Origin of the sequence: Hymenobacter sp., from assembly GCF_036387835.1 — a bacterium.
Lineage (GTDB): Bacteria > Bacteroidota > Bacteroidia > Cytophagales > Hymenobacteraceae > Hymenobacter.
In genome coordinates this window covers 46,997-66,484 of sequence record NZ_DASVSY010000024.1, presented here as the reverse complement: position 1 = coordinate 66,484, position 19,488 = coordinate 46,997, and the positions used below count along the sequence as shown (strand labels likewise).

General features: G+C 56.7%; 11 protein-coding genes and 3 tRNA genes. 10 read left to right on the top strand and 4 right to left on the bottom strand.

The genetic code is table 11. From position 1 onward, the window contains the following. From VF639_RS05105 to VF639_RS05090, 4 genes are all read left to right on the top strand, one after another. Positions 1-579, top strand: a 579-nt coding sequence (locus VF639_RS05105; RefSeq protein ID WP_331144804.1) for a hypothetical protein, incomplete at its 5' end; no start/stop codon positions are given. Positions 580-597: 18 nt separating this feature from the next. Continuing rightward, positions 598-891 carry a hypothetical protein gene (locus VF639_RS05100; RefSeq protein WP_331144803.1) on the top strand — a complete coding sequence of 98 codons (294 nt, stop codon included), beginning with the start codon at positions 598-600 and terminating at the stop codon, positions 889-891. A gap of 34 nt (positions 892-925) precedes the next feature. Beyond that, the gene (locus tag VF639_RS05095) at positions 926-4,180 is read left to right on the top strand and encodes a coiled-coil domain-containing protein (protein WP_331144802.1); all 3,255 of its coding nucleotides are present in this window, start codon (positions 926-928) and stop codon (positions 4,178-4,180) included. A 214-nt stretch (positions 4,181-4,394) separates the two neighbouring features. Further along, positions 4,395-5,198 carry a terminase small subunit gene (locus tag VF639_RS05090; protein ID WP_331144801.1) on the top strand — a complete coding sequence of 268 codons (804 nt, stop codon included), beginning with the start codon at positions 4,395-4,397 and terminating at the stop codon, positions 5,196-5,198. A gap of 201 nt (positions 5,199-5,399) precedes the next feature. Here VF639_RS05090 and VF639_RS05085 read toward each other — a convergent pair. The 3 genes from VF639_RS05085 to VF639_RS05075 form a co-directional block, all read right to left on the bottom strand. Then, positions 5,400-5,473: transfer RNA gene (locus tag VF639_RS05085), tRNA-Arg, on the bottom strand. Positions 5,474-5,513: 40 nt separating this feature from the next. After that, positions 5,514-5,587 (bottom strand) — tRNA-Pro (locus VF639_RS05080). A gap of 79 nt (positions 5,588-5,666) precedes the next feature. Next, positions 5,667-5,754 (bottom strand) — tRNA-Ser (locus VF639_RS05075). A gap of 261 nt (positions 5,755-6,015) precedes the next feature. Between VF639_RS05075 and VF639_RS05070 the strand changes: the two genes are divergently transcribed. The 6 genes from VF639_RS05070 to VF639_RS05045 all read left to right on the top strand — a co-directional run bounded on the left by VF639_RS05070 (position 6,016) and on the right by VF639_RS05045 (position 17,478). Further along, entirely contained in the window at positions 6,016-6,927 is a 912-nt protein-coding gene (locus VF639_RS05070; protein ID WP_331144800.1) for a VWA domain-containing protein, read from the top strand. Beyond that, a complete protein-coding gene (locus VF639_RS05065) occupies positions 6,924-7,919 on the top strand; it encodes a tetratricopeptide repeat protein (RefSeq protein WP_331144799.1) in 996 nt (331 codons plus the stop codon). Before VF639_RS05070 ends, VF639_RS05065 begins: the two co-directional genes overlap by 4 nt. 143 nt (positions 7,920-8,062) lie before the next feature. Further along, positions 8,063-9,247 carry an acetyl-CoA C-acyltransferase gene (locus VF639_RS05060; protein WP_331144798.1) on the top strand — a complete coding sequence of 395 codons (1,185 nt, stop codon included), beginning with the start codon at positions 8,063-8,065 and terminating at the stop codon, positions 9,245-9,247. 267 nt (positions 9,248-9,514) lie between these two features. Beyond that, complete coding sequence (gene gltB, locus VF639_RS05055) at positions 9,515-14,041, top strand: glutamate synthase large subunit (protein ID WP_331144797.1); 4,527 nt, start codon at positions 9,515-9,517, stop codon at positions 14,039-14,041. A 156-nt stretch (positions 14,042-14,197) separates the two neighbouring features. Beyond that, a complete protein-coding gene (locus tag VF639_RS05050) occupies positions 14,198-15,673 on the top strand; it encodes a glutamate synthase subunit beta (RefSeq protein ID WP_331144796.1) in 1,476 nt (491 codons plus the stop codon). A 353-nt stretch (positions 15,674-16,026) separates the two neighbouring features. After that, the gene (locus tag VF639_RS05045) at positions 16,027-17,478 is read left to right on the top strand and encodes a toxin-antitoxin system YwqK family antitoxin (RefSeq protein WP_331144795.1); all 1,452 of its coding nucleotides are present in this window, start codon (positions 16,027-16,029) and stop codon (positions 17,476-17,478) included. A 513-nt stretch (positions 17,479-17,991) separates the two neighbouring features. On the opposite strand, the gene VF639_RS05040 is transcribed toward VF639_RS05045, so the two are convergent. After that, complete coding sequence (locus VF639_RS05040) at positions 17,992-19,290, bottom strand: sensor histidine kinase (protein ID WP_331144794.1); 1,299 nt, start codon at positions 19,288-19,290, stop codon at positions 17,992-17,994. Positions 19,291-19,488 lie beyond the last annotated feature (198 nt).

Below are 19,488 nucleotides of genomic sequence, written 5' to 3'. Positions count from 1 at the left end.
GAGGCGCATAAGCGCATAATTCGGCTGCGCATTGCTGATGAACTACTAAAGGCTGATGTCGGCCTGAAGATGCGCTGGGATATTCTGCGCACCGAAACCGGCCGGCAGAAGCTACGGCAGGAAACCGCCGCTACGGTTGATCTGGCCGGTTATGAAGATGTTGAGCAGTTGGAGGCCAGCTTAAAGAACTTGCGCTTTGCTTACACTAGTGTTGAGCGCTTACCCGATCAATATTTACTCAGCTTCGAGCAATTTGCGGGCTTTGCTAAACTGGATTTAGCAGCTGTGATTGACAGCCGCACCATGGTATGGGGCGAAGACAAACAAAAGGTATTAGACTACTTCCAAACCGTATCTGAACAGTTCGAACAGGCGAGGAAAGTTATGCGCGCTTTAGGGCTACATACTTGGCCACTGGATAACCTAGTTAGATCCCTATCGTCTTTTTACAACCTCACTGGTCCTGCTCAGATGGATCAGCCATTAATGAGGGTAGATGCTCAAGCAATTTACAGCCGCGTCATTCCTGAACTGGAGCAAAAGGACCTGCTGGCTGGCTTTCCGAAATCTATTAAGTAGCCAGTACCCTGCGCTGCCTTGGAAACGCTACTCTGCCACTGTTGGCAATTACATGCTCTTAACCTGCGGTACGCCCTAGCAGAGCTACCACCACAGGAGCGGCGCCAGATACTGGACTATATAAATCACACGCCCGAGCCCCCGAAAGCCAAAGCCTACCCTATTAGCGAGTGCATGAAAGCCAGTCGCAGGGTAGCCGAGCTGCTGGCTATCAATCCGAGTTGGAGCCGGGCTCGGGCGCGTGGTGAGACAGCCCGGGAACTACACCTTACCACTGTGCAGCTGCGGAGAATGCTGCGGCATGTGGAATAGAAGCATAACACTTCACATTCAACCCCCTATTTACATGGCACAGGACTCCACAGAACGCGTCCTTTTTGAGGTTAAATTAAACGCCGAGCAACTGAAGCAGGAATCTGATGCAGTGCGGGCTAAACAAGCCGGACTAACCACGGCAATAGCCGCTACCAGAGCTTCCCAGAAAGAGCTAACGGCTGAACTCAAAGCAGGTGCAATTACTGAAGCCGAGTACGGCGTACAAGCGCAGCAGCTATCGGAGAAGCTGCGGGCTCAGACCAAGGAGCAAGCTGCAGCTAGCAAGACACTCGACAATCTGACGAAGGTCCAGGCCAGCGCCGCGGGCAGTAATGATCAGCTACGAGCTGAACTAGCCCTCACCACCGCGGCCTATAATGCGCTGAGCAAAGAGCAGCGGGAAAGCTCCGAGGAAGGCAGGGCCCTGCAGGAGCGCACCAAAGCGCTAAGCCTGGAAATATCTGGTACCGAGGAAAAGGTAAACGACTTCCGCCGCTCAGTGGGCAACTACAAAGGAGCTATCCAGCCCCTGATTCAGGAACTGGTGAAGCTGCAGGCGCAGGAGAAAAACTTAGCTGTGGGCAGTAAAGAGCTAGCCGAAAACCAGCAGCGGCAAATTGGTTTTCAGAATGCTGCCCAGCGCGCCGCAGCGCAATCCGGACAAACCTACGATCAGGCGCAGAAGACTATCTCCAACTACGCCAAGAGTATCAAGCCAGCAATTGAGAACCTGGTCAAGCTGGAAGAAGAGCAGGCCCGCATTGTCGAGACTGCCGGTGAAACGTCCGAGGCGTATACGCAAATCGGCTTCAAGCTTGCCGCGGCCAACAAAGCAGTGGACGAAGCTGCTCCAGCTACCCAAAGCTTCGGCAGTGCACTGATTGAAGCGGCTAAGGGCAGTGAGATACTAGGCGGAACCGTGGGCAGGGTTACGGGTTTGCAGGAACGCTATACCCAGGCCCAAGGGCTGGCTAAGTTGGCCCTTGGTGGCACTGCTACTGCCTCGAATGTGCTGCGCATAGCGATGCTGGCTATTCCGTTGGTAGCCGTCGTAGCAGGCCTGGCAGCCGTGTTCTCCTTTCTGACCAAGACACAGGCCGGTGCTGACTTCCTGAGCAAGAAACTAGGCGCGCTTAATGGAGTATTCAGTGTGCTGTCCAACCTGGTGACTGATTTCGGTGACGATCTATTTGCCGCGGCAGATGATCCAAAGAAGGCCTTTTCTGATTTGGTTGATTTCATTGGCAACAACCTGCTCAACCGGCTAAAGGCCTTTGGGGTAATCGTGAATGGTATTCTGGATTTAGATCCTGGCAAGATAGCAGACGGCTTTATTCAGGCTGGTACCGGCATAACTGACGCCACGGCCAAAGCCAAAGCTTTCGGTAATGTGCTGAGCGTAGCGGCCAAAGAAGGGGAACGGCTAGCCGTGCTGCAGCGTGAACTTGACCGGGCTACCGATGATAACATTGACACCAATAAGCGGCTGCTCAACGAAGTGGAACGGCTTAAAAACGTCAGGGACAATGAGTTCAATACGCTCGGGGTGCGGCGTAAAGCCAATGAGGACGCTTTCAAAGTCGAGCAGCAGCGCGAATCTACCTTGGCAGACCTAGCCAGCCGCCGCATCGAAATTCTAAAAGGAGAAATAGCCTTGGCCGGCGGCCGTGGCAAGGTGAGCCGCGAACAGTTTCAAGAGTTGAAAGAGGCGGAAAACGAGCTAGCCGATATCCGGGAAGATGCGGCCGGCAAGCAAAACGAGCTCATCACGAACCGCTACCAGCTGGCCAAGGAAGGGCAGGACAAACTGAAGGAGCTAGCTGAAAAAGCTGAGGCTGCGGAACTGCAACGCATCAAGGATCAGATTGCCTTGCAGCAAGCCGTAATTGATGCTCGACTGCTTACGGTGGCGACTGGGTCAGATGAGGAAGTAGCCTTATTAGCTCAGAAATTAGCAAAGCAGCGCGAACTGGAGCTTGCTGACAAGAAGCTCAGCACTGACGCCAAGAAGGCCGTAGAGGTAAAGTACCGTAGTGATATCGAGCAGCTCGAGCGGGACCACTTGCAGAAGCTCCGGGAACTAGCCGCTGAAAGTCAGCAAACGGCTATTGCCGCGCAGCTGGCCAGGGCTCGAGAAGGCAGTCAGGAGCAATTCTTATTGCAGGCCCAGGCTATTCAAGCCGAGCTGGCAGCTAGTATAGCCGGCATTGATCAGCGGCAATCGGCAGAGCAGCGGGCCGCGCAGGAAGATAGGTTGCGTGCTGAGGCTACTAAGTCACAGGCGGATCTAGAATTTCAACAAGCACTAGCTAGTCTCGAAACACACCTAGCCCAACAGCGAACGTTAGTCAATCAACAATATGCCGATGGGCAGCTAACCAAGGCACAGCACGAAGCGGCCTTAGCGGCCATTGAAAGGGCTGGTCAAGAGACACGTATCGTCACGCTAACGGATTACGGTCGCAGCACTACAGCGGAAGTAGAAGCCCAAAGCCAACGCGAAGTGGCCGCTGCTGACAAAGCTAAAAGTGATAAGGAAGCTATCTACCAGCAAGAACAGCAAGCCCGCTTAGCTGTCGCAGCTACGGCTGGCGAAGCAGCTGATTTGGTTATCGAAGCATTTGGCAAAGAAAACGCAGCGGGCCAAGCAGCGTTAGCCATCAAGAAAACCGCGGCTCTAGCTGAAATTGCTATCAACCTGGCACTAGAGCTTTCGGCTATTGCTAAAAACGCAGCTGCTAACCCACTCAACATTCCTACAGGGGGTATTGCTGGGGTTTCACAGGCTACTATCCTTTCCGGCATTGCCATTGCCAAGGCCGCCTTTGCGACAGCAAAAGTGCTGGCCTTTGCCGATGGTGGTCTAGTGCAAGGCCCAGGCGGTGATAAGGACGATTTGATTCCTGCTTGCCTCTCAAATGGGGAGGCTATCATGACGGCTCAGGCTGTACGCAAATTTGGCCCACTGCTGTCTTACCTGAATGTGCAAGGCGGCGGCAAATCCTTTGGCTATAAAGACCCAATGCCCGCTGCTACCATGGCTCGTTATGCCGAGGGTGGTATCGTGCGGTTTGATCCTAGCTATATGTCAGCAATGAGCAACCGCGGGCAAGGCAGTATTGACTATGACGCCTTAGCCGAAAAGCTAGCAGGCCGCATGGCTGATACGCTAGTACCTGGATTCTATGCAGCCGCTAAAGCGCTGCCCTCGCCGACGCTGCAGCTGTCAGAGCTACGGGAGAAACAGAACAAGGTGGCCATCAATCAGAGTCGAGCTGATCTGTAAGAACCCCTAAATTCCCCTATTTTAGGGGCCCTTCGGGACCGGAACGGATAACATGCTTGCCCTAGATTGCCCTATTTTAGGGCAAATAGTACTGACAGCCCTAGCCTAACTGGTTAGGGCTGTCTTCATTATTACGTGACGCTTTGCCCCCACTCCGCGACGGTTCCAGTGCCTATTGCTTGTCAATGGCTCAGTTTGATTGGAGTTTAGCAGTATGGCAGCAGAACCCGAATTATCCGCTTACGACCAGCTAACCCCGAAGCAACGTGCTTTCGTCGACGCCCTATGTCTGGAGCCCAACATGAGCGGCCGTAAAGCTGCTATCGCGGCCGGCTACAACAAAGCCGGCGCAGCTGTTGAGGCACACAATTGCTTGCGAAACGCGAAGGTCCGCAAAGCCCTGGGAGAGCGGCTGCACGACACGGCGCCTACTACTGAAGAAATAGCCGCCCGATGGGACCGGGTTAGCCGGGCAACGCTCGATGACTTCTACAGCATTCGTAAAGTAACCAGTCCCACCAAGATTCAGCAGCCCCTAACAGCAGCTATTGCCGCTGTAGAACAGAGCATCAAGTATCAGCACGAATTGATGATTCGCTCCTGGCCAGTGCTAGATACCAGCGAAGAAGACCAGGCCAAAGAGTTGGAGCAGCATAAGCAGTGGGTAAAGCAACGTCAGGTTGAGATTCTAAATTACCAGTTGCAGCTGGAGAAGGATCATCTTGCCTTTCGGGTAATTGATGGACCACCGGAGACTAAAAAGATTCTAGAACTTGACCTGATGAAAGCAAAGCGCCGTGGCGTACTCGACCTAGCGAAGTCCATCAAGCCAACACAGCACGGCTTTGCAGTTGAGCTACGAGATCCAGATGCTGCGTTAGATAAGTTGGCTCGAATCGCTGGGGCTTACAAACAAGACAATGAGCAGAGCCGGCCCATTGTCGCTATCAATGCCAAGATTGAGATTATTGATACTGGAGTACCTTTAGCATCTTCGGAAAGAGAAGTACAGATGTAGCCAACGCAAAAGGCCCGCTCCCATCAATGATGAGGGCAGGCCTTTGTCCTACCGAGGCAAGCTGGCAACTATTCCGGGTTGGTAGTTCGAAGATACGAAACGAGGCTTAGAGTATAGCAACAGCGTAGTTGTTAGCCCCACTGTTAGCCCCGGACATAAAAAAACCACTCAGCAATTACGCTAAGTGGTTGATAATGAGAGTGGCCCCGATTGGATTCGAACCAATGACCGGCTGCTTAGAAGGCAGCTGCTCTATCCAACTGAGCTACGGGGTCAGAAGCCATGGGCTCCGGCCCAGCGGCTGGGTTACTTCTGTCGGGGTGGCAAGATTCGAACTTGCGGCCTCCTGCTCCCAAAGCAGGCGCGATACCGGGCTACGCTACACCCCGAAAAAAATTGAAGTACGAGTGTTGAAGGTTGGGTGATGGTTAGGTAACCTTCAGCACTCGTACTTCAACAATCGAAAAGTAGAGAGAGGGGGATTCGAACCCCCGGTAGCCTTTAGAGCTACGGCAGTTTAGCAAACTACTGGTTTAAGCCACTCACCCATCTCTCTGTTTCTATCCCCTTCCGGCTGAAGAGTGCGCAAATATACAAGGCAAATAGATAAATAACCCGTTTAGCAGAAAAATTTCTTGCTTGCGCACCCGTTTACATTGGGAAAGCCCTCCCGGGGTAAGACCTTATATTTGCCATCTTACTCGAAGCTTGAAACTCGTTTCTTTGTGATTCTCATTTTGTTGCCTTTCCCAATTACGTGCTAAACTGGGCTTATCCTATAGCGTGGCCGGAAGCGTTGGCGCTAGGTATTTTTTTTATGTTATACATCGGCTTTGCGTTGCGGACGCGGCGGCTGGCAGCGCCGCTGGGGCAACGAGGCTGGCGGTTGAGTTGGAAGCTCTTACTACGTTTAGGCTATTTTGGCCTGTTTGGGGCTGCCTTATTAGGCCCCGCGTATGGTGTTACGCAGCGGCCAGTGCGGACCACAGGCAAGGATGTGTGGTTACTTGTCGACTTGTCACGCTCTATGGATGCCCCTGATATAGCCCCTAGCCGCCTGCAAAAGGTAAAAGCCGAATTAGCTACCCTCATCAGCCGCTTTCAAGCCGACCGGATTGGGCTCGTGGTATTTGGGGCCGATGCGTATGTGCAATGTCCGCTCACCTACGATCAGAGTGCCTTGCAGCTATTTCTCGGCACGCTTCAAACCAGCTTGCTGCCAGTTGGCGCCACCGATTTTACTCCGCCTTTAGAACTGGTTCTCGACCGCCTCAGTAAGCTACCGTCCACGGCTACGCCCCGCGCTACCGCTATTGTGTTAGTGAGCGACGGCGAAGACTTTGGCGAAAACCTGGAGCCTACCCTGCGGGTGATGGCCCGCTCGGGCATACGGCTTTTCTCCTTGGGGGTGGGTACACTGGAAGGCAGTCGACTGCCACGGCCCAAAGGGGGCTACCTGCGCGACGCCCGCGGCCGCGACGCAGTGAGCCGCCTGACGCCGGCGCCGCTACAACGGCTGGCGGAGCAAACCGGCGGCCGCTATTTCGAGTTATCGGAACGGCGGGATGAGTTTCCGTTGTTGGTGAATGCGCTCAACCGGCTGGAAGGGCAAACCGAGCAGGTACGCTCCGTGGCAGTGGCCGATAACCGCTACCGCTATCCGCTGGCTTTGGCGCTGGCGCTGCTGGCCCTGGATATTTTATTGACGGTACGGGTAATCAGACCATGAAAACCGGTATTTTACTTTTCTTCTTGGCCTTACTTGGCGGTTGGGGTGGCTTGAGTACCATTCATAACCGCAACGAGGCGGTGCAAAAAGCGCAAGCGGCCTACCAGGGCGGCAACTACTTGGTAGCGGCTACTTTCTACCGGGAAGCCGTGGAAAAGCTAGGAGCTACCGATGAGGCGGTGGTTCTGAATTGGGGCCATGCCTGCACCCGAGCCAAGCAGTCGGCTACCGCCCGGGCCGCGTACGGACGGCTGCTTACCAGCCAGCAACCGCAGGTGCGCAGCATAGCTCGGCAGCAGTTAGGCGTACTGGCCGCCGAGAAAGGCGAATATGCGCAGGCTTTGCGCCTCTTGCGCGAGTCGCTGCTAGCCAATCCGGCTAATACGGTAGCCCGTTACAACTACGAGTTGATTAGCGACTATTTGCGTCGCCGCCGCGACGATCCTACCGTACCGCCTCCGGCCACGGCTAGCGCTCCGCCTACCACTGAAAATAAGCGCGACAACCAACAAGAACCAGCTAATCAGCCCCCACCCCGCCCCGGCCAGGACCAGCAAGGTGAACTCAACGACCCTAATCAACCAAACGAGCCGCGTAACTCGCCTCAATCCCGCCCCGACCAAAATGGCCTGCGCGACCCGAACCGACCGTCGGGAGCAGCGGGCAGCTCGGCTAATGGCGGCTTCCAGCCGGGTGAGGGAGCGGAGCGGAATGTGGCGCAGGGCTCCAAACCCGGTTCTACCCTCGGGCTGAGCGATAGTGAAACGGGACCTGAGGCCAACTCAGGGGTCAGCAACCGGGCGGGTACCGATGCCGCAACGCTGGATGAGGCGCAACTACAGACTCAACGGGCGCGCTTGCAGCAAATGAACATCAGCAGCGGACAGGCACGGCAGCTGCTACAGGCCCTAGATGCGGCGGAACAGCAGTATTTGCAGCAGCTACCACGCAAAAGCACGCGCAAGCCCGAATCGGGTAAGCCCACGTGGTAGGTGGTGAATGAATGAGTGAGCGACTGAGCGAGTTGGACGTTCTAATCGCGCAAGTAGCGCCAGCAGAAGGTTCACCCCACTCATTCACTCCGCGAAGCTCTTACCTTTACCCCACGTTTCAACCAATTCCCACCCCTCAGTTTATGCAAATCAAAGAAGTAGTGATAGTAGCGGCGGTTCGTACCCCGATTGGCTCGTTTGGCGGTAGTTTGTCTTCGTTGTCGGCTACGGAGCTTGGCGCCGTTGCGCTGAAGGGCGCGCTGGAAAAAGCCGGCGTTGACCCGAGTGAAGTAGATCAGGTGATTATGGGCAACGTTATTTCAGCCAACCTGGGCCAGGCGCCGGCCCGGCAGGCGGCCAGGAAAGCTGGTTTGCCCGATACGGTGGAGTGCACAACCGTTAATAAGGTATGCGCTTCGGGTACGAAGGCCATCATGTTCGGGGCGCAGGCCATCATGTTGGGGCAGTCGGAAGTGGTGCTGGCGGGCGGCATGGAGAGCATGAGCAACGTACCGTATTACCTCGATAAAGCTCGTTTCGGGGCTAAATACGGGCACGGCCAGATGATTGACGGCCTCGTGCGCGATGGCCTTTGGGACCCGTACCACGACTACGCCATGGGCAACGCGGCCGAAAATACAGCCAAGGAAATGGGATTCACCCGTGAGATGCAGGATGAATTTGCCATCGAATCGTACACCCGCAGCGCCAAAGCAGCCAAAGCCGGCAAGAAAAAAGACGAAATCGTGCCCGTGAGCGTCGAGAGCCGCGGCAAAGTCACAGTGATTGAGGATGATGAGGAGTACCTAAAGGTTGATTTCGCTAAGGTGCCGGGCCTTAAGCCGGCTTTCCTGAAGGAAGGCGGTACGGTGACGGCGGCCAATGCTTCTACCCTCAACGATGGCGCGGCCGCCGTGCTGCTCATGAGCCGCGAGAAGGCCGAACAGCTAGGCGTGAAGCCTTTAGCCCGTATCCGCGGGTTTGCTGATGCCGAGCAGGCGCCCGAATGGTTCACGACTTCCCCGGCGCTGGCCATTCCTAAGGCGTTGAAACACGCGGGTCTGGAGGCCAAGGATGTGGATTTCTATGAAATCAACGAGGCGTTTTCGGTGGTATCGTTGGCTAACAACAAACTACTGAGCTTGGAGGGCACCAAGGTGAACGTGTACGGCGGGGCCGTATCGTTGGGGCACCCACTTGGGGCTTCCGGCGCACGCATCATAACTACCCTGGTGAACGTGCTCCATAACGAAGGCGGCAAGATTGGCGTAGCTGGTATCTGCAATGGGGGCGGCGGCGCGAGCAGTATCGTTCTAGAGAAGCTCTAGGACAGTTCTTAGAAATAATTATATAGCGCCTGTTCTCACAACAAAAATACTTGATTTAAACGCTATTAAGGCGGTTTTATACCCTCTTGATGAGCTTTAGAAATAACATGGCAAGCTCCGACCCTTTTTTAGGTCGGAGCTTTCTTTTTGTTATTGTAGATTCCGTTTGCGCTGTGTTTGCCATTGGCTGTACAAGTTAGCTGTGATGCTCTTGTCTCACGGCAGCCGCAGCCGCCGGTACTACCGCTCCACATCCTCTACACCATCATGGAAACTTTCGCTCCTGGCCAACCTACGGGCCTCTACCGCCCCGAGTTCGAGCACGACTCCTGCGGCACGGGCTTTGTCACCAGCATTCACGGCCGCCGCTCGCACCAGACCATCCCGGATGCGTTGACCATTCTGGAGAATATGGAACACCGCGGCGCCTGCGGCTGCGACGCTGATTCCGGCGACGGGGCTGGTATTTTGCTTCAAATTCCCCATGAGTTCTTCATGGAAGAATGTTTGGCGCTGGATACGCACCTCCCCGAGCCCGGCTACTACGGCGTAGGCATGGTATTTCTACCCAAACGGATTGCAGCCAAAGCCGCCTGCCACACCCTCATCAACAAAGCCGCCGAGCGGCTCGGGTTGCGGGTGCTCGGCTACCGCAAAGTGCCCGTAAATTCGACCGGTATCGGCGGCACAGCGCTGGCGGCCGAGCCGGATATGGAGCAGGTGTTTGTCGCCAAACCGACCGGCATGGCGGCAGGCGAAGATTTCGAGCGCAAATTGTTCGTCTTACGCCGCCTGATTGCCAAAACTGCCAAGGAAACGCTCAAGGACGACGCCAGCGACTTTTACTTCGCCTCGCTTTCCAGCCGCGTTATCGTGTATAAGGGCCAGCTGACCTCGATGCAGGTACGCGGCTACTTCCCCGATTTGAGTGATGAGCGGGTGAAATCGGCTTTTGGGATGGTGCATTCACGCTTTTCTACGAATACGTTTCCCTCGTGGAAGCTGGCGCAACCGTTCCGGATGCTGGCCCACAACGGCGAAATCAACACGCTGACCGGCAACCTGAACTGGTTTTACTCGGGGCTGCGCTCCTATGCTTCGCCGTACTTCACGGCCGAGGAAATGGAGATGCTGCTGCCGGTTATCGATGATGGGCAGTCGGATTCAGCTTGCCTCGACAATATTATCGAGGTGCTAACGCATTCGGGCCGCTCCTTGCCGCACGTAATGATGATGCTGGTGCCCGAGGCGTGGGACGGTAACGACCAGATGGATTCGCTTAAGAAAGCCTTCTACGAATTCCACGCTACGTTTATGGCACCTTGGGACGGTCCCGCCGCCCTCACCTTCACCGACGGCCGCATTATCGGGGCCATGCTGGACCGGAATGGACTACGCCCGTTGCGCTACGTCATCACCGACGATGGCCGCGTAATTATGGCCTCGGAAGCGGGCGTACTGGCTATTCCCGAGAAAACCGTGCTGCAGAAAGGCCGTCTGCAACCCGGCAAGATGTTCCTGGTGGACACGGTGGCTGGCCAAATCATCACCGACGAGGAAATTAAAGCCGATTTGGCGGGCCGACAGCCCTACGGGCAGTGGTTGGAGAACTACAAGATTCGGTTGGAAGAGCTACCCGAGCCCCGGCAGGTGTTCACGGACCTGGCCGCCGATTCGGTGTTCAAGTACCAGCAGGTGTTTGGCTACAGCCGCGAAGACCTGGAAACCATTCTGAAGCCGATGGCCTTGGACGGCAAGGAACCCATTGGGTCGATGGGCACTGATGTGCCGCTGGCCGTACTTTCCGACCAGCCGCAGCACATAGCCAGCTACTTCAAGCAATTCTTCGCGCAAGTCACCAACCCTCCCATCGACCCGATTCGGGAGCGGCTGGTGATGAGCCTAGCCACGTTTATCGGCAACAACGGCAACACCTTCGATGAGAACAAGATGCACTGCCACTGCGTGGCCCTGCGTCAGCCAGTACTTGCCAATCACGAGCTGGAAAAGCTACGTAGCATCGACACGGGGCATTTTCATGCCAAAACCCTACAAACCTACTTCAAGGCCGACGGGCAGCCGGGCTCTTTGCAAAACGGGCTGGAGCGTCTTTGTCGCTACGCCGAAGATGCAGTGCACGACAAGTTTGAAGTACTGATTCTCTCAGACCGGGCCATCGACTCCGAGCACGCACCGATTCCGTCGTTGCTGGCAGTATCGGCGGTGCATCACCATCTGGTGAAGAAGGGCTTGCGCGGCGAGGTAGGACTAGTGGCAGAAGCGGGCGACGTGTGGGAGGTACACCATTTCGCCACGCTGCTGGCCTTTGGGGCCACGGCCATCAACCCGTATCTGGCTTTGGCTAGCTTGCGCACCATGCTCGAAGCAGGCAAGCTGGAAACGGCGTTGGACTATGCTACGCTGACCAAGAATTACCTGAAGGCGGTGTGCGATGGGTTGCTGAAAATCTTCTCGAAGATGGGTATCTCCACTCTGCAGTCGTACCACGGGGCGCAGGTGTTCGAGATTCTCGGCATCAACCAAAGCGTGGTAAACCGGTACTTCACCGGGGCCGTAACGCGCATCGGGGGCCTTGGGCTCGATGAACTTGCGCGGGAAACGCTGTACAAGCACTTCAAGGGCTTCGGCGACGAAAAGGCCGATGTGCCGCTGTTGCCCGAAGGCGGCCTCTACCAGTGGAAGCGCCGCGGCGAAGCGCACCTGTTCAACCCGCAAACGGTACACCTGCTACAGCTAGCCACCCGCACCAACAACTACACCACCTACCAGCAGTACGCCAGCCTCGTGAACGAGCAGGCCGACAAGCTATTTACGCTGCGGGGCCTGCTCGGCTTTGCCCGCCACCGCGAGCCGGTGCCGCTGGAAGAAGTGGAACCGGCTGCGGGCATCATGAAGCGGTTTGCCACCGGCGCTATGTCGTTTGGCTCGATTTCGCACGAGGCGCACAGCACGCTGGCTATTGCCATGAACCGCATCGGCGGCAAAAGCAACACCGGTGAAGGCGGCGAAGACCCGTTGCGCTACGAGAAAATGGCCAACGGCGACTCCATGCGCTCGGCCATCAAACAAGTAGCCTCGGCCCGTTTCGGCGTAACGGCCAACTACCTCACCAACGCCGACGAGCTGCAAATCAAGATGGCCCAAGGTGCCAAGCCCGGCGAAGGTGGGCAGCTGCCCGGCCATAAAGTGGATGAATGGATTGCGCGTGTACGCCACGCTACGCCGGGTGTGGGCCTCATCTCGCCCCCACCCCACCACGACATCTACTCGATTGAAGACTTGGCACAGCTCATCTTCGACCTAAAAAACGCCAACCGCGCCGCCCGCATCAACGTGAAGCTGGTAAGCAAGGCGGGCGTGGGCACCATTGCGGCCGGCGTAGCCAAAGCCCACGCCGACGTGATTCTGATTGCCGGCTACGACGGCGGCACGGGCGCCTCGCCGCTTAGCTCGATCAAGCACGCGGGCTTGCCGTGGGAACTTGGTTTGGCCGAAGCCCACCAAACGCTGGTCCGCAACGGCCTACGCAGCCGCGTAGTATTGCAGACCGACGGGCAGTTGAAAACCGGCAAAGATTTGGCCGTAGCGGCCCTGCTCGGCGCCGAGGAATGGGGCGTGGCCACGGCTGCGCTGGTGGCTGGCGGCTGCATCATGATGCGCAAATGCCACCTCAACACCTGCCCGGTGGGGGTTGCTACCCAAGATGCGGAGCTGCGCAAGCTGTTTAGCGGGCAACCGGAGCACATTGTGGCCCTGTTCCAGTTCCTGGCCGAAGACCTGCGCGAAATCATGGCGCAGCTTGGTTTCCGGACGGTGCACGAAATGATTGGTAAGGCGCAGTTCCTGAAAGTGCGCGAGGACTTGCTGCATTGGAAAGCCAAGCATGTTGATTTGAGCGGCATGCTACACCCGGCTCCTGCCGCGGCTGGCACCACGGCTTACCACAGCGAAGACCAGGACCATGGCCTCACCAACGTGCTGGACTGGCAACTGCTGGCCGCTGCCCAACCCGCTTTAGAAGAAGCTACTCCGGTTTTCGGTGAATTCGAAGTCCAGAACACCGACCGCACCATTGGGGCGCTGCTCTCCAACGAGGTGTGCAAGCGCTACGGCGCGCCCGGCCTCCCCGACAACACGCTCAACTTCAGCTTCCGTGGTTCGGCCGGTCAAAGCTTCGGCGCGTTCTGCGCCAATGGCCTGTCGTTCAGTTTGGAAGGCGAAGCCAACGACTACGTGGGCAAAGGGCTTTCAGGCGCCCGTTTGGCCATCTTCCCGGCAGCTGACAGCCGCTTCGAGCCCGATCAGAACATCATCATCGGCAACGTGGCGCTGTACGGCGCCACTTCCGGCGAGCTGTTCGTGCGGGGTCAGGCCGGGGAGCGGTTTGCGGTGCGCAACTCCGGGGCCACGGCCGTCGTGGAAGGCATCGGTGACCATGGCTGCGAGTATATGACCGGCGGCCGCGCCCTGATTCTAGGCGAAACGGGCCGCAACTTCGCGGCCGGTATGAGCGGCGGCATTGCTTGGGTGTATGACCCACACGGTACATTCCCCGTGAATTGCAACCAGGAAATGGTGGACTTAGAAGGCTTAGAGGAAGAAGACGAAAAAGCGATTCAAGCCCTGTTGCAGCGCCACGTGCAGCTTACGCAGAGTCGTCGGGCCACTTTCCTGCTCGATAATTGGGCTACCGAAGCCAGCAAGTTCGTCAAGGTATTCCCCATCGAGTACAAGCGGGTGCTGCAAGCAGCGCAAAAGGTGGCGGTGCAGTAGCTTATTTCCCGGCCAACTGTGGAGCCGTGACACTTCGCGTCTGGCAGTTGAACGCACAGAGTAATTCATTTGTAAACACAACGTCAGCAACGAGCAGACGCGAACTGAAGGTCGGCAAAGCCGAGGGTCGCGTCTCTACATCTTTAAACATACGTCATGGGACACGTTACCGGCTTCAAACAATTCGACCGGGAGCTACCGGCCAAGGTGGCCCCGCAGGAGCGTATTACTAACTATAAGGAGTTTGTTGGGCTGTATTCGCCCGAGCAACTCAACCACCAAGCCGCCCGATGTATGGACTGCGGAGTGCCGTTTTGCCACTCGGGCTGTCCGCTTGGTAACATCATTCCAGAGTTCAACGACGCGGTATACCGGCAGGATTGGGAAGAAGCCTACCGCGTGCTGATTTCCACAAATAACTTCCCCGAATTCACCGGCCGGATTTGTCCGGCGCCTTGCGAGTCGGCTTGCGTGTTGGGCATCAACCGGCCGCCGGTAGCCATCGAGGAAATCGAGAAGCACATTATTGAAACGGCGTTTCAGAAAGGTTTGGTACGGCCTTCGGCGCCGCTGCTGAAGTCGGGCAAAACGGTGGCTGTGGTCGGCTCGGGACCGGCTGGCTTGGCGGCCGCGGCGCAGCTCAATAAAGCGGGGCACACCGTCACGGTATTTGAGCGTGATGATATGCCGGGCGGGCTGCTACGGTACGGTATTCCGGATTTCAAGCTGGAAAAGTGGGTGGTGGAACGCCGCATTAGCTTGATGGAGGAAGAAGGCGTGGTATTCCGCTGCAACACCGAAATAGGCAAAGACCTGCCCGCCGACGCGCTGCTGCGCGAATTTGACGCCGTGGTGCTAACCGGCGGCTCTACCATTCCGCGCGACTTGCCCCTGCCCGGCCGCGAATTGCCCGGCATTCATTTCGCCATGGACTTTTTGAAGCAGCAAAACAAGCGCGTTAGCGCCCGTGCCGTGGAGCAGGAGCCTATTACCGTAACTGGTCAGGATGTGATAGTGATTGGGGGCGGCGATACCGGTTCTGACTGCGTAGGCACCTCCAATCGGCAGGGCGCAACTTCCGTCACGCAGTTCGAGTTGCTGGCCCAACCGCCTAAAGAGCGCACCGAGCATATGCCCTGGCCCAATTACCCAATGGTGCTCAAAACCACGTCTTCGCACGAAGAAGGCTGCCAGCGCTATTGGGGCATCAATACCAAGGAGTTTCTGGCCGACGAAAACGGCAAGCTGCGCGCGCTCCTCATCAGCGAAGTAACGTGGGAAACCGACGTGCTAGGCCGCCCCATGAAGTTTCAGGAAATAGAAGGCTCGGAGCGCGAAGTACCCTGCCAGCGTATTTTCCTGGCCATGGGCTTCCTGCATCCGCAAGCCAACGGCATGCTACTGCAGTTCGGCGTGGCCCTCGATGGCCGCGGCAACGTGCAGGCTACCGAAAAATCTTTCCAAACCAGCGTAGCCCGCGTGTTTGCCGCCGGCGACATGCGTCGGGGCCAGTCGTTGGTGGTGTGGGCTATTTCGGAAGGCCGCGAAGCCGCCCGGCAGGTCGACAAGTTCCTGATGGGCAAAACGGCACTGCCAAGCAAAGACGCCGAGCCCATGTTCGCCTCGGTGTAGGGCCTCACCCCCGGCCCCCTCTCCCGCGGAGAGGGGGAGCCTAACGGTTACAGCGCCGCCCGTTCGGCTTGCGCCTCACGAACGGCTACCAGACTAGTTTTTATTTGCTTTTAAATGGTAAAGGCTCGCAGCTTTTCAGCTGCGAGCCTTTACCATAGTAACTTCTCTTGCCATTTTGCTTAACGGTAGCCGTTCGTGAGGCGCAAGCCGAACGGGCGGCGCTGTAACCGTTAAGCTCCCCCTCTCCGCGGGAGAGGGGGCCAGGGGGTGAGGCCCCGTTGCCATCTATGGCACGAAATCAGCTGTAGCTTGCCAATATGCACTTTGCCGAGATTTCGTGCGTTCTTGTTGTCATGAAACGAATTACGCTTTTTCTGTTCCTCTTGCTCTCTACCGCCGCACAAGCTCAAACTTTGCGGCGTTTCACCACTTATTTCGACTCTACCAACACGCACAAGCGCGAAATATATTCGGCCGTAGTGGCGGGTGATACCGTGATGGAAGGCCCGTACAAGCGGTTTTACTACTCCGGTAAGCTGGAAGCGCAAACTCGCTACGCCGGCGGCAAGCGCGACTCCACCTACGTGGAGTTTCACGCCAATGGCGGTCGACGGCTGGAAGTGACGTACGCCGACGGGGTGCGCCAAGGGCCCTTCAAAACCTATTACGACACCGGCAAGCTGGCGCAGGAAGGCACCTATGAAAACGATCAGCCAACCGGCCTATTGCGCTATTTGTACCCTGATGGCCGCATCAAGCTGGAAACTACGCTTACCAACGGCCAGCCCGCCGGCCCGGTCCGGGAGTTGTACCCATCGGGCAAAACCAAGGTGGAAATCACCTACCAAAACGGCCAGGCCAATGGCCCCGTGAAAACTTACTATGAAAACGGTCAGCTGCAAAGTGAGGCTACTTTCGCCAAAGGTTTGCTGGCCGGCCCCTACACCACCTACTACGACAACGGTCAGAAGGAAACCGAAGTACTGGCCGACAAATCGGGCAAAGGCACCTACCATAGCTACTACCGCTCGGGCAAGCTGCGCACCGAAGGCACTTCGGTGGCCGGCAACTTCGCGGGCCGCGCCGTGAAAAATCCGCTCGGCGACGACCTCACCAAGCAAGCCCGCAACCTAACCGGCGGCTCCTCCGTCCTCGATGGCCTCGCCAAATCCTATTATGAAAGTGGGGCCCTCAAAAGCCAGCAAACCTACCGCCAGGGAACCTTGATAGGCACGCAGCAAGACTTCTACGAATCGGGGAAGCCAGAGAAGAAAATCGACTACGCCAACCAGGGCAAGGACCGCAAAATCACTACGTATTTCGAAGACGGATTTCCTAGTGGCGAGCAACAGTTCAAAAACGGGCAGCCGTTTGGGCAGTGGCGCACTTTCCACCCCGGCGGCAAGCAAGTGGCCACTCAGGAAACCTACGTCAACGGGCGCTTAGGCGGTGAAAAGCTGGCCTACTATCCTACGGGCACCATTCAAAGCAAGGTGCTTTACGAAAACGGCAAACCCACCGGCCTCGGCCAAGAGCTTTATGCGTCGGGCAAGCTAAAAGCCGAAACCACCTACGTGAAAGGCTTGAAAACCGGCGCCTACCGCCAACTCCGCGAAGATGGTACGGCTGAAGTGACAGGGTTCTACCGCAATGGCAAAGAATCAGGCGCCTGGACGTACTTCGGCCCCGACGGCAAAACAGTGCAAGAGAAAAAGAACTTCCGCAACGGCCAACAAGTAGCAGAAGGCGCCCCCGCTCCAGCCGGCAGAACCGCTCCAGCCCGTAAGCCACCGATTAAGCGGTAAACCTACCGTTAGAACAAGTGTACGTAGCGCGGAAGCCACAGGAAGCCACAGGAAGCCTGTTCCGCGACGAGTGAAGCGAGTATTTGGAACCGTGCCGTGCGGCTCCTACGCGCAGGGACTCGCTCTGCTCGTCGCGGAACAGGCTTCCTGTGGCTTCCGCGCTACGTATCCTACTATCCATATTCTCTACGGGAATTAGCAACTAGTTGCCCTCCTCATTTGAGGAGCTTACCGGAGCGTTGTTTATCCCATCCGTCCTGCTCATCTGGCGTCCGCATGGGGCGCCTTAAGCCAGGGTGCGCAGCCGGAATCGAAGCCTCTCGCTAGGGTGGTAAACTCATCTAGCACTACCACGAAGCGGGAGAGATGCTCCGACAAGCAGACGTCAGATCAAGCAGGACACTACTTTGGCAACCTCAGCAACAATTGTCAACGACCCCTTGCTCCTCCTAAGTTGAGAGGAACTAGCTCTTTAGTATAGCTCTCCAGGCAACTATCTTTAAATACCTTCCTCTAAAACCGAATCGTAAACGCTGTGCGGCCGCTTTGCTGAGCTTCTAGGCTAAAGGTGAAGTTGTGCTGCAAGAGAATGTCCCGGATGAGGGTGAGGCCGATGCCTTGCCCATCGCGCTTGGTGCTGAAGAAGGGGGTGAACAGGCGACGCTGCACGTCGGACGGAATACCAGGGCCGTCGTTTTCGATGACGAGCTGAGGCGGGTGCTGCTTGGTGCTCACCCATAGGTTGCCGTCCTCGCCAATAGCTTCGAGCGCGTTTTTGCAGATGTTGAGCAACGCTTGTTCTAGCTGCTGGCCATCCAAATCAACCACCAACGAACAAGGCGCAAGCTGCTGATGCCAGTTGATACGGCGGCGCTCAGCCTGTACGTGCAGCAGCCGTTCGGTGTGGCGCAAGAGTTCGTGCACATCGGTAGGCTGACGCACGGGGAGCGGCAGGCGCACCAGGTTGGCGAAGTTGGCAATGAAGTTGGCTAGATGCGTATTGCGGGCAATAGACACATCCAGGGCGGCGGTGAAATCGGGCTGGTCGTCGGCGCTAAGCTGGGGGGCGTAGTAATGAAAGCTTTGCAGAATGGAGTTGATAGCGCCGATAGAGTTGTTGATTTCGTGCGACATCATCCTAATCAGAGTGGAGTAGGCCTGCTTTTCCTGCCGGATGAGGTCTTGGGTTAGCTCTTCCAGTACAATGAAGTGACGCGTGAACCCCCGGTCTACAAAGTGCGAGCAACTGGCCCGGTAGGTTTGTATGCCTGACAGACGTACTACTTGAGGTTCTTTCTCGGTGATATGGCCTAGCGCGTTTCCCCAATCACCGGGTAAGCGGGCGGGCTTTTGGCCGAGCAGACTGGTTACGGGCAGCCCAAGTATGCGTTCTGCCGCCGGGTTCACTCCTTCAATACGGCCATCGAAGGCAAGCAGCAGCACGCCGGCCGGCGACGCCTGAATGAGGCTTTCCAGCAGGAAGCTTTTCTCGTGCTGCGTGATACGCTCCTTGCGCAGCTCGTCAATCATGTGGTTGTACACGTCGATAAGCTGGTCCATCTCCCGCTGCCCCACGGGCACAAACTTCATCGAGAAATCCTTGGCGCGAATGGCTTCGGTACCGGCGGCAATCAGCTGGAAAGGCCGCACAAAACTCCTGTATAGCTGTACCGTGAAAAAAATACTGACAAGCAGCAACACTTCTAACGCTATAAACAACGGGGCATTGGTGCGCATCACCTGTCCCGCCAACACAATCAATACCGCATGAATGATGGTGACGAACAGGATAAACTTGACGCGCAACGACATACAGAAAGGAGTTAGGAGCTAGGAGACAGGAGCTAGAAGTCAGTTCCCCTCCTTTCTTTAAGGTGGGGTGGCCGTAGGCCGGGGCGGTAAGCTGAAATTAAGAAACTAGAGCTAGTGGTCGTTCAATAACGGGACCATCCCGGCCTGCGGCCACCCACGCCGCTTGATGCGCGGAATTTAAAAAAGGAGGGGTGCCGA

Bases quoted from the DNA above. Each gene is read 5' to 3' on its own strand.
- VF639_RS05095 (WP_331144802.1), top strand. From the start codon at position 926: ATGGCACAGGACTCCACAGAACGCGTCCTTTTTGAGGTTAAATTAAAC.
- VF639_RS05090 (WP_331144801.1), top strand. From the start codon at position 4,395: ATGGCAGCAGAACCCGAATTATCCGCTTACGACCAGCTAACCCCGAAG.
- VF639_RS05070 (WP_331144800.1), top strand. From the start codon at position 6,016: ATGTTATACATCGGCTTTGCGTTGCGGACGCGGCGGCTGGCAGCGCCG.
- VF639_RS05065 (WP_331144799.1), top strand. From the start codon at position 6,924: ATGAAAACCGGTATTTTACTTTTCTTCTTGGCCTTACTTGGCGGTTGG.
- VF639_RS05060 (WP_331144798.1), top strand. From the start codon at position 8,063: ATGCAAATCAAAGAAGTAGTGATAGTAGCGGCGGTTCGTACCCCGATT.
- gltB (WP_331144797.1), top strand. From the start codon at position 9,515: ATGGAAACTTTCGCTCCTGGCCAACCTACGGGCCTCTACCGCCCCGAG.
- VF639_RS05050 (WP_331144796.1), top strand. From the start codon at position 14,198: ATGGGACACGTTACCGGCTTCAAACAATTCGACCGGGAGCTACCGGCC.
- VF639_RS05045 (WP_331144795.1), top strand. From the start codon at position 16,027: ATGAAACGAATTACGCTTTTTCTGTTCCTCTTGCTCTCTACCGCCGCA.
- VF639_RS05040 (WP_331144794.1), bottom strand. From the start codon at position 19,290: ATGTCGTTGCGCGTCAAGTTTATCCTGTTCGTCACCATCATTCATGCG.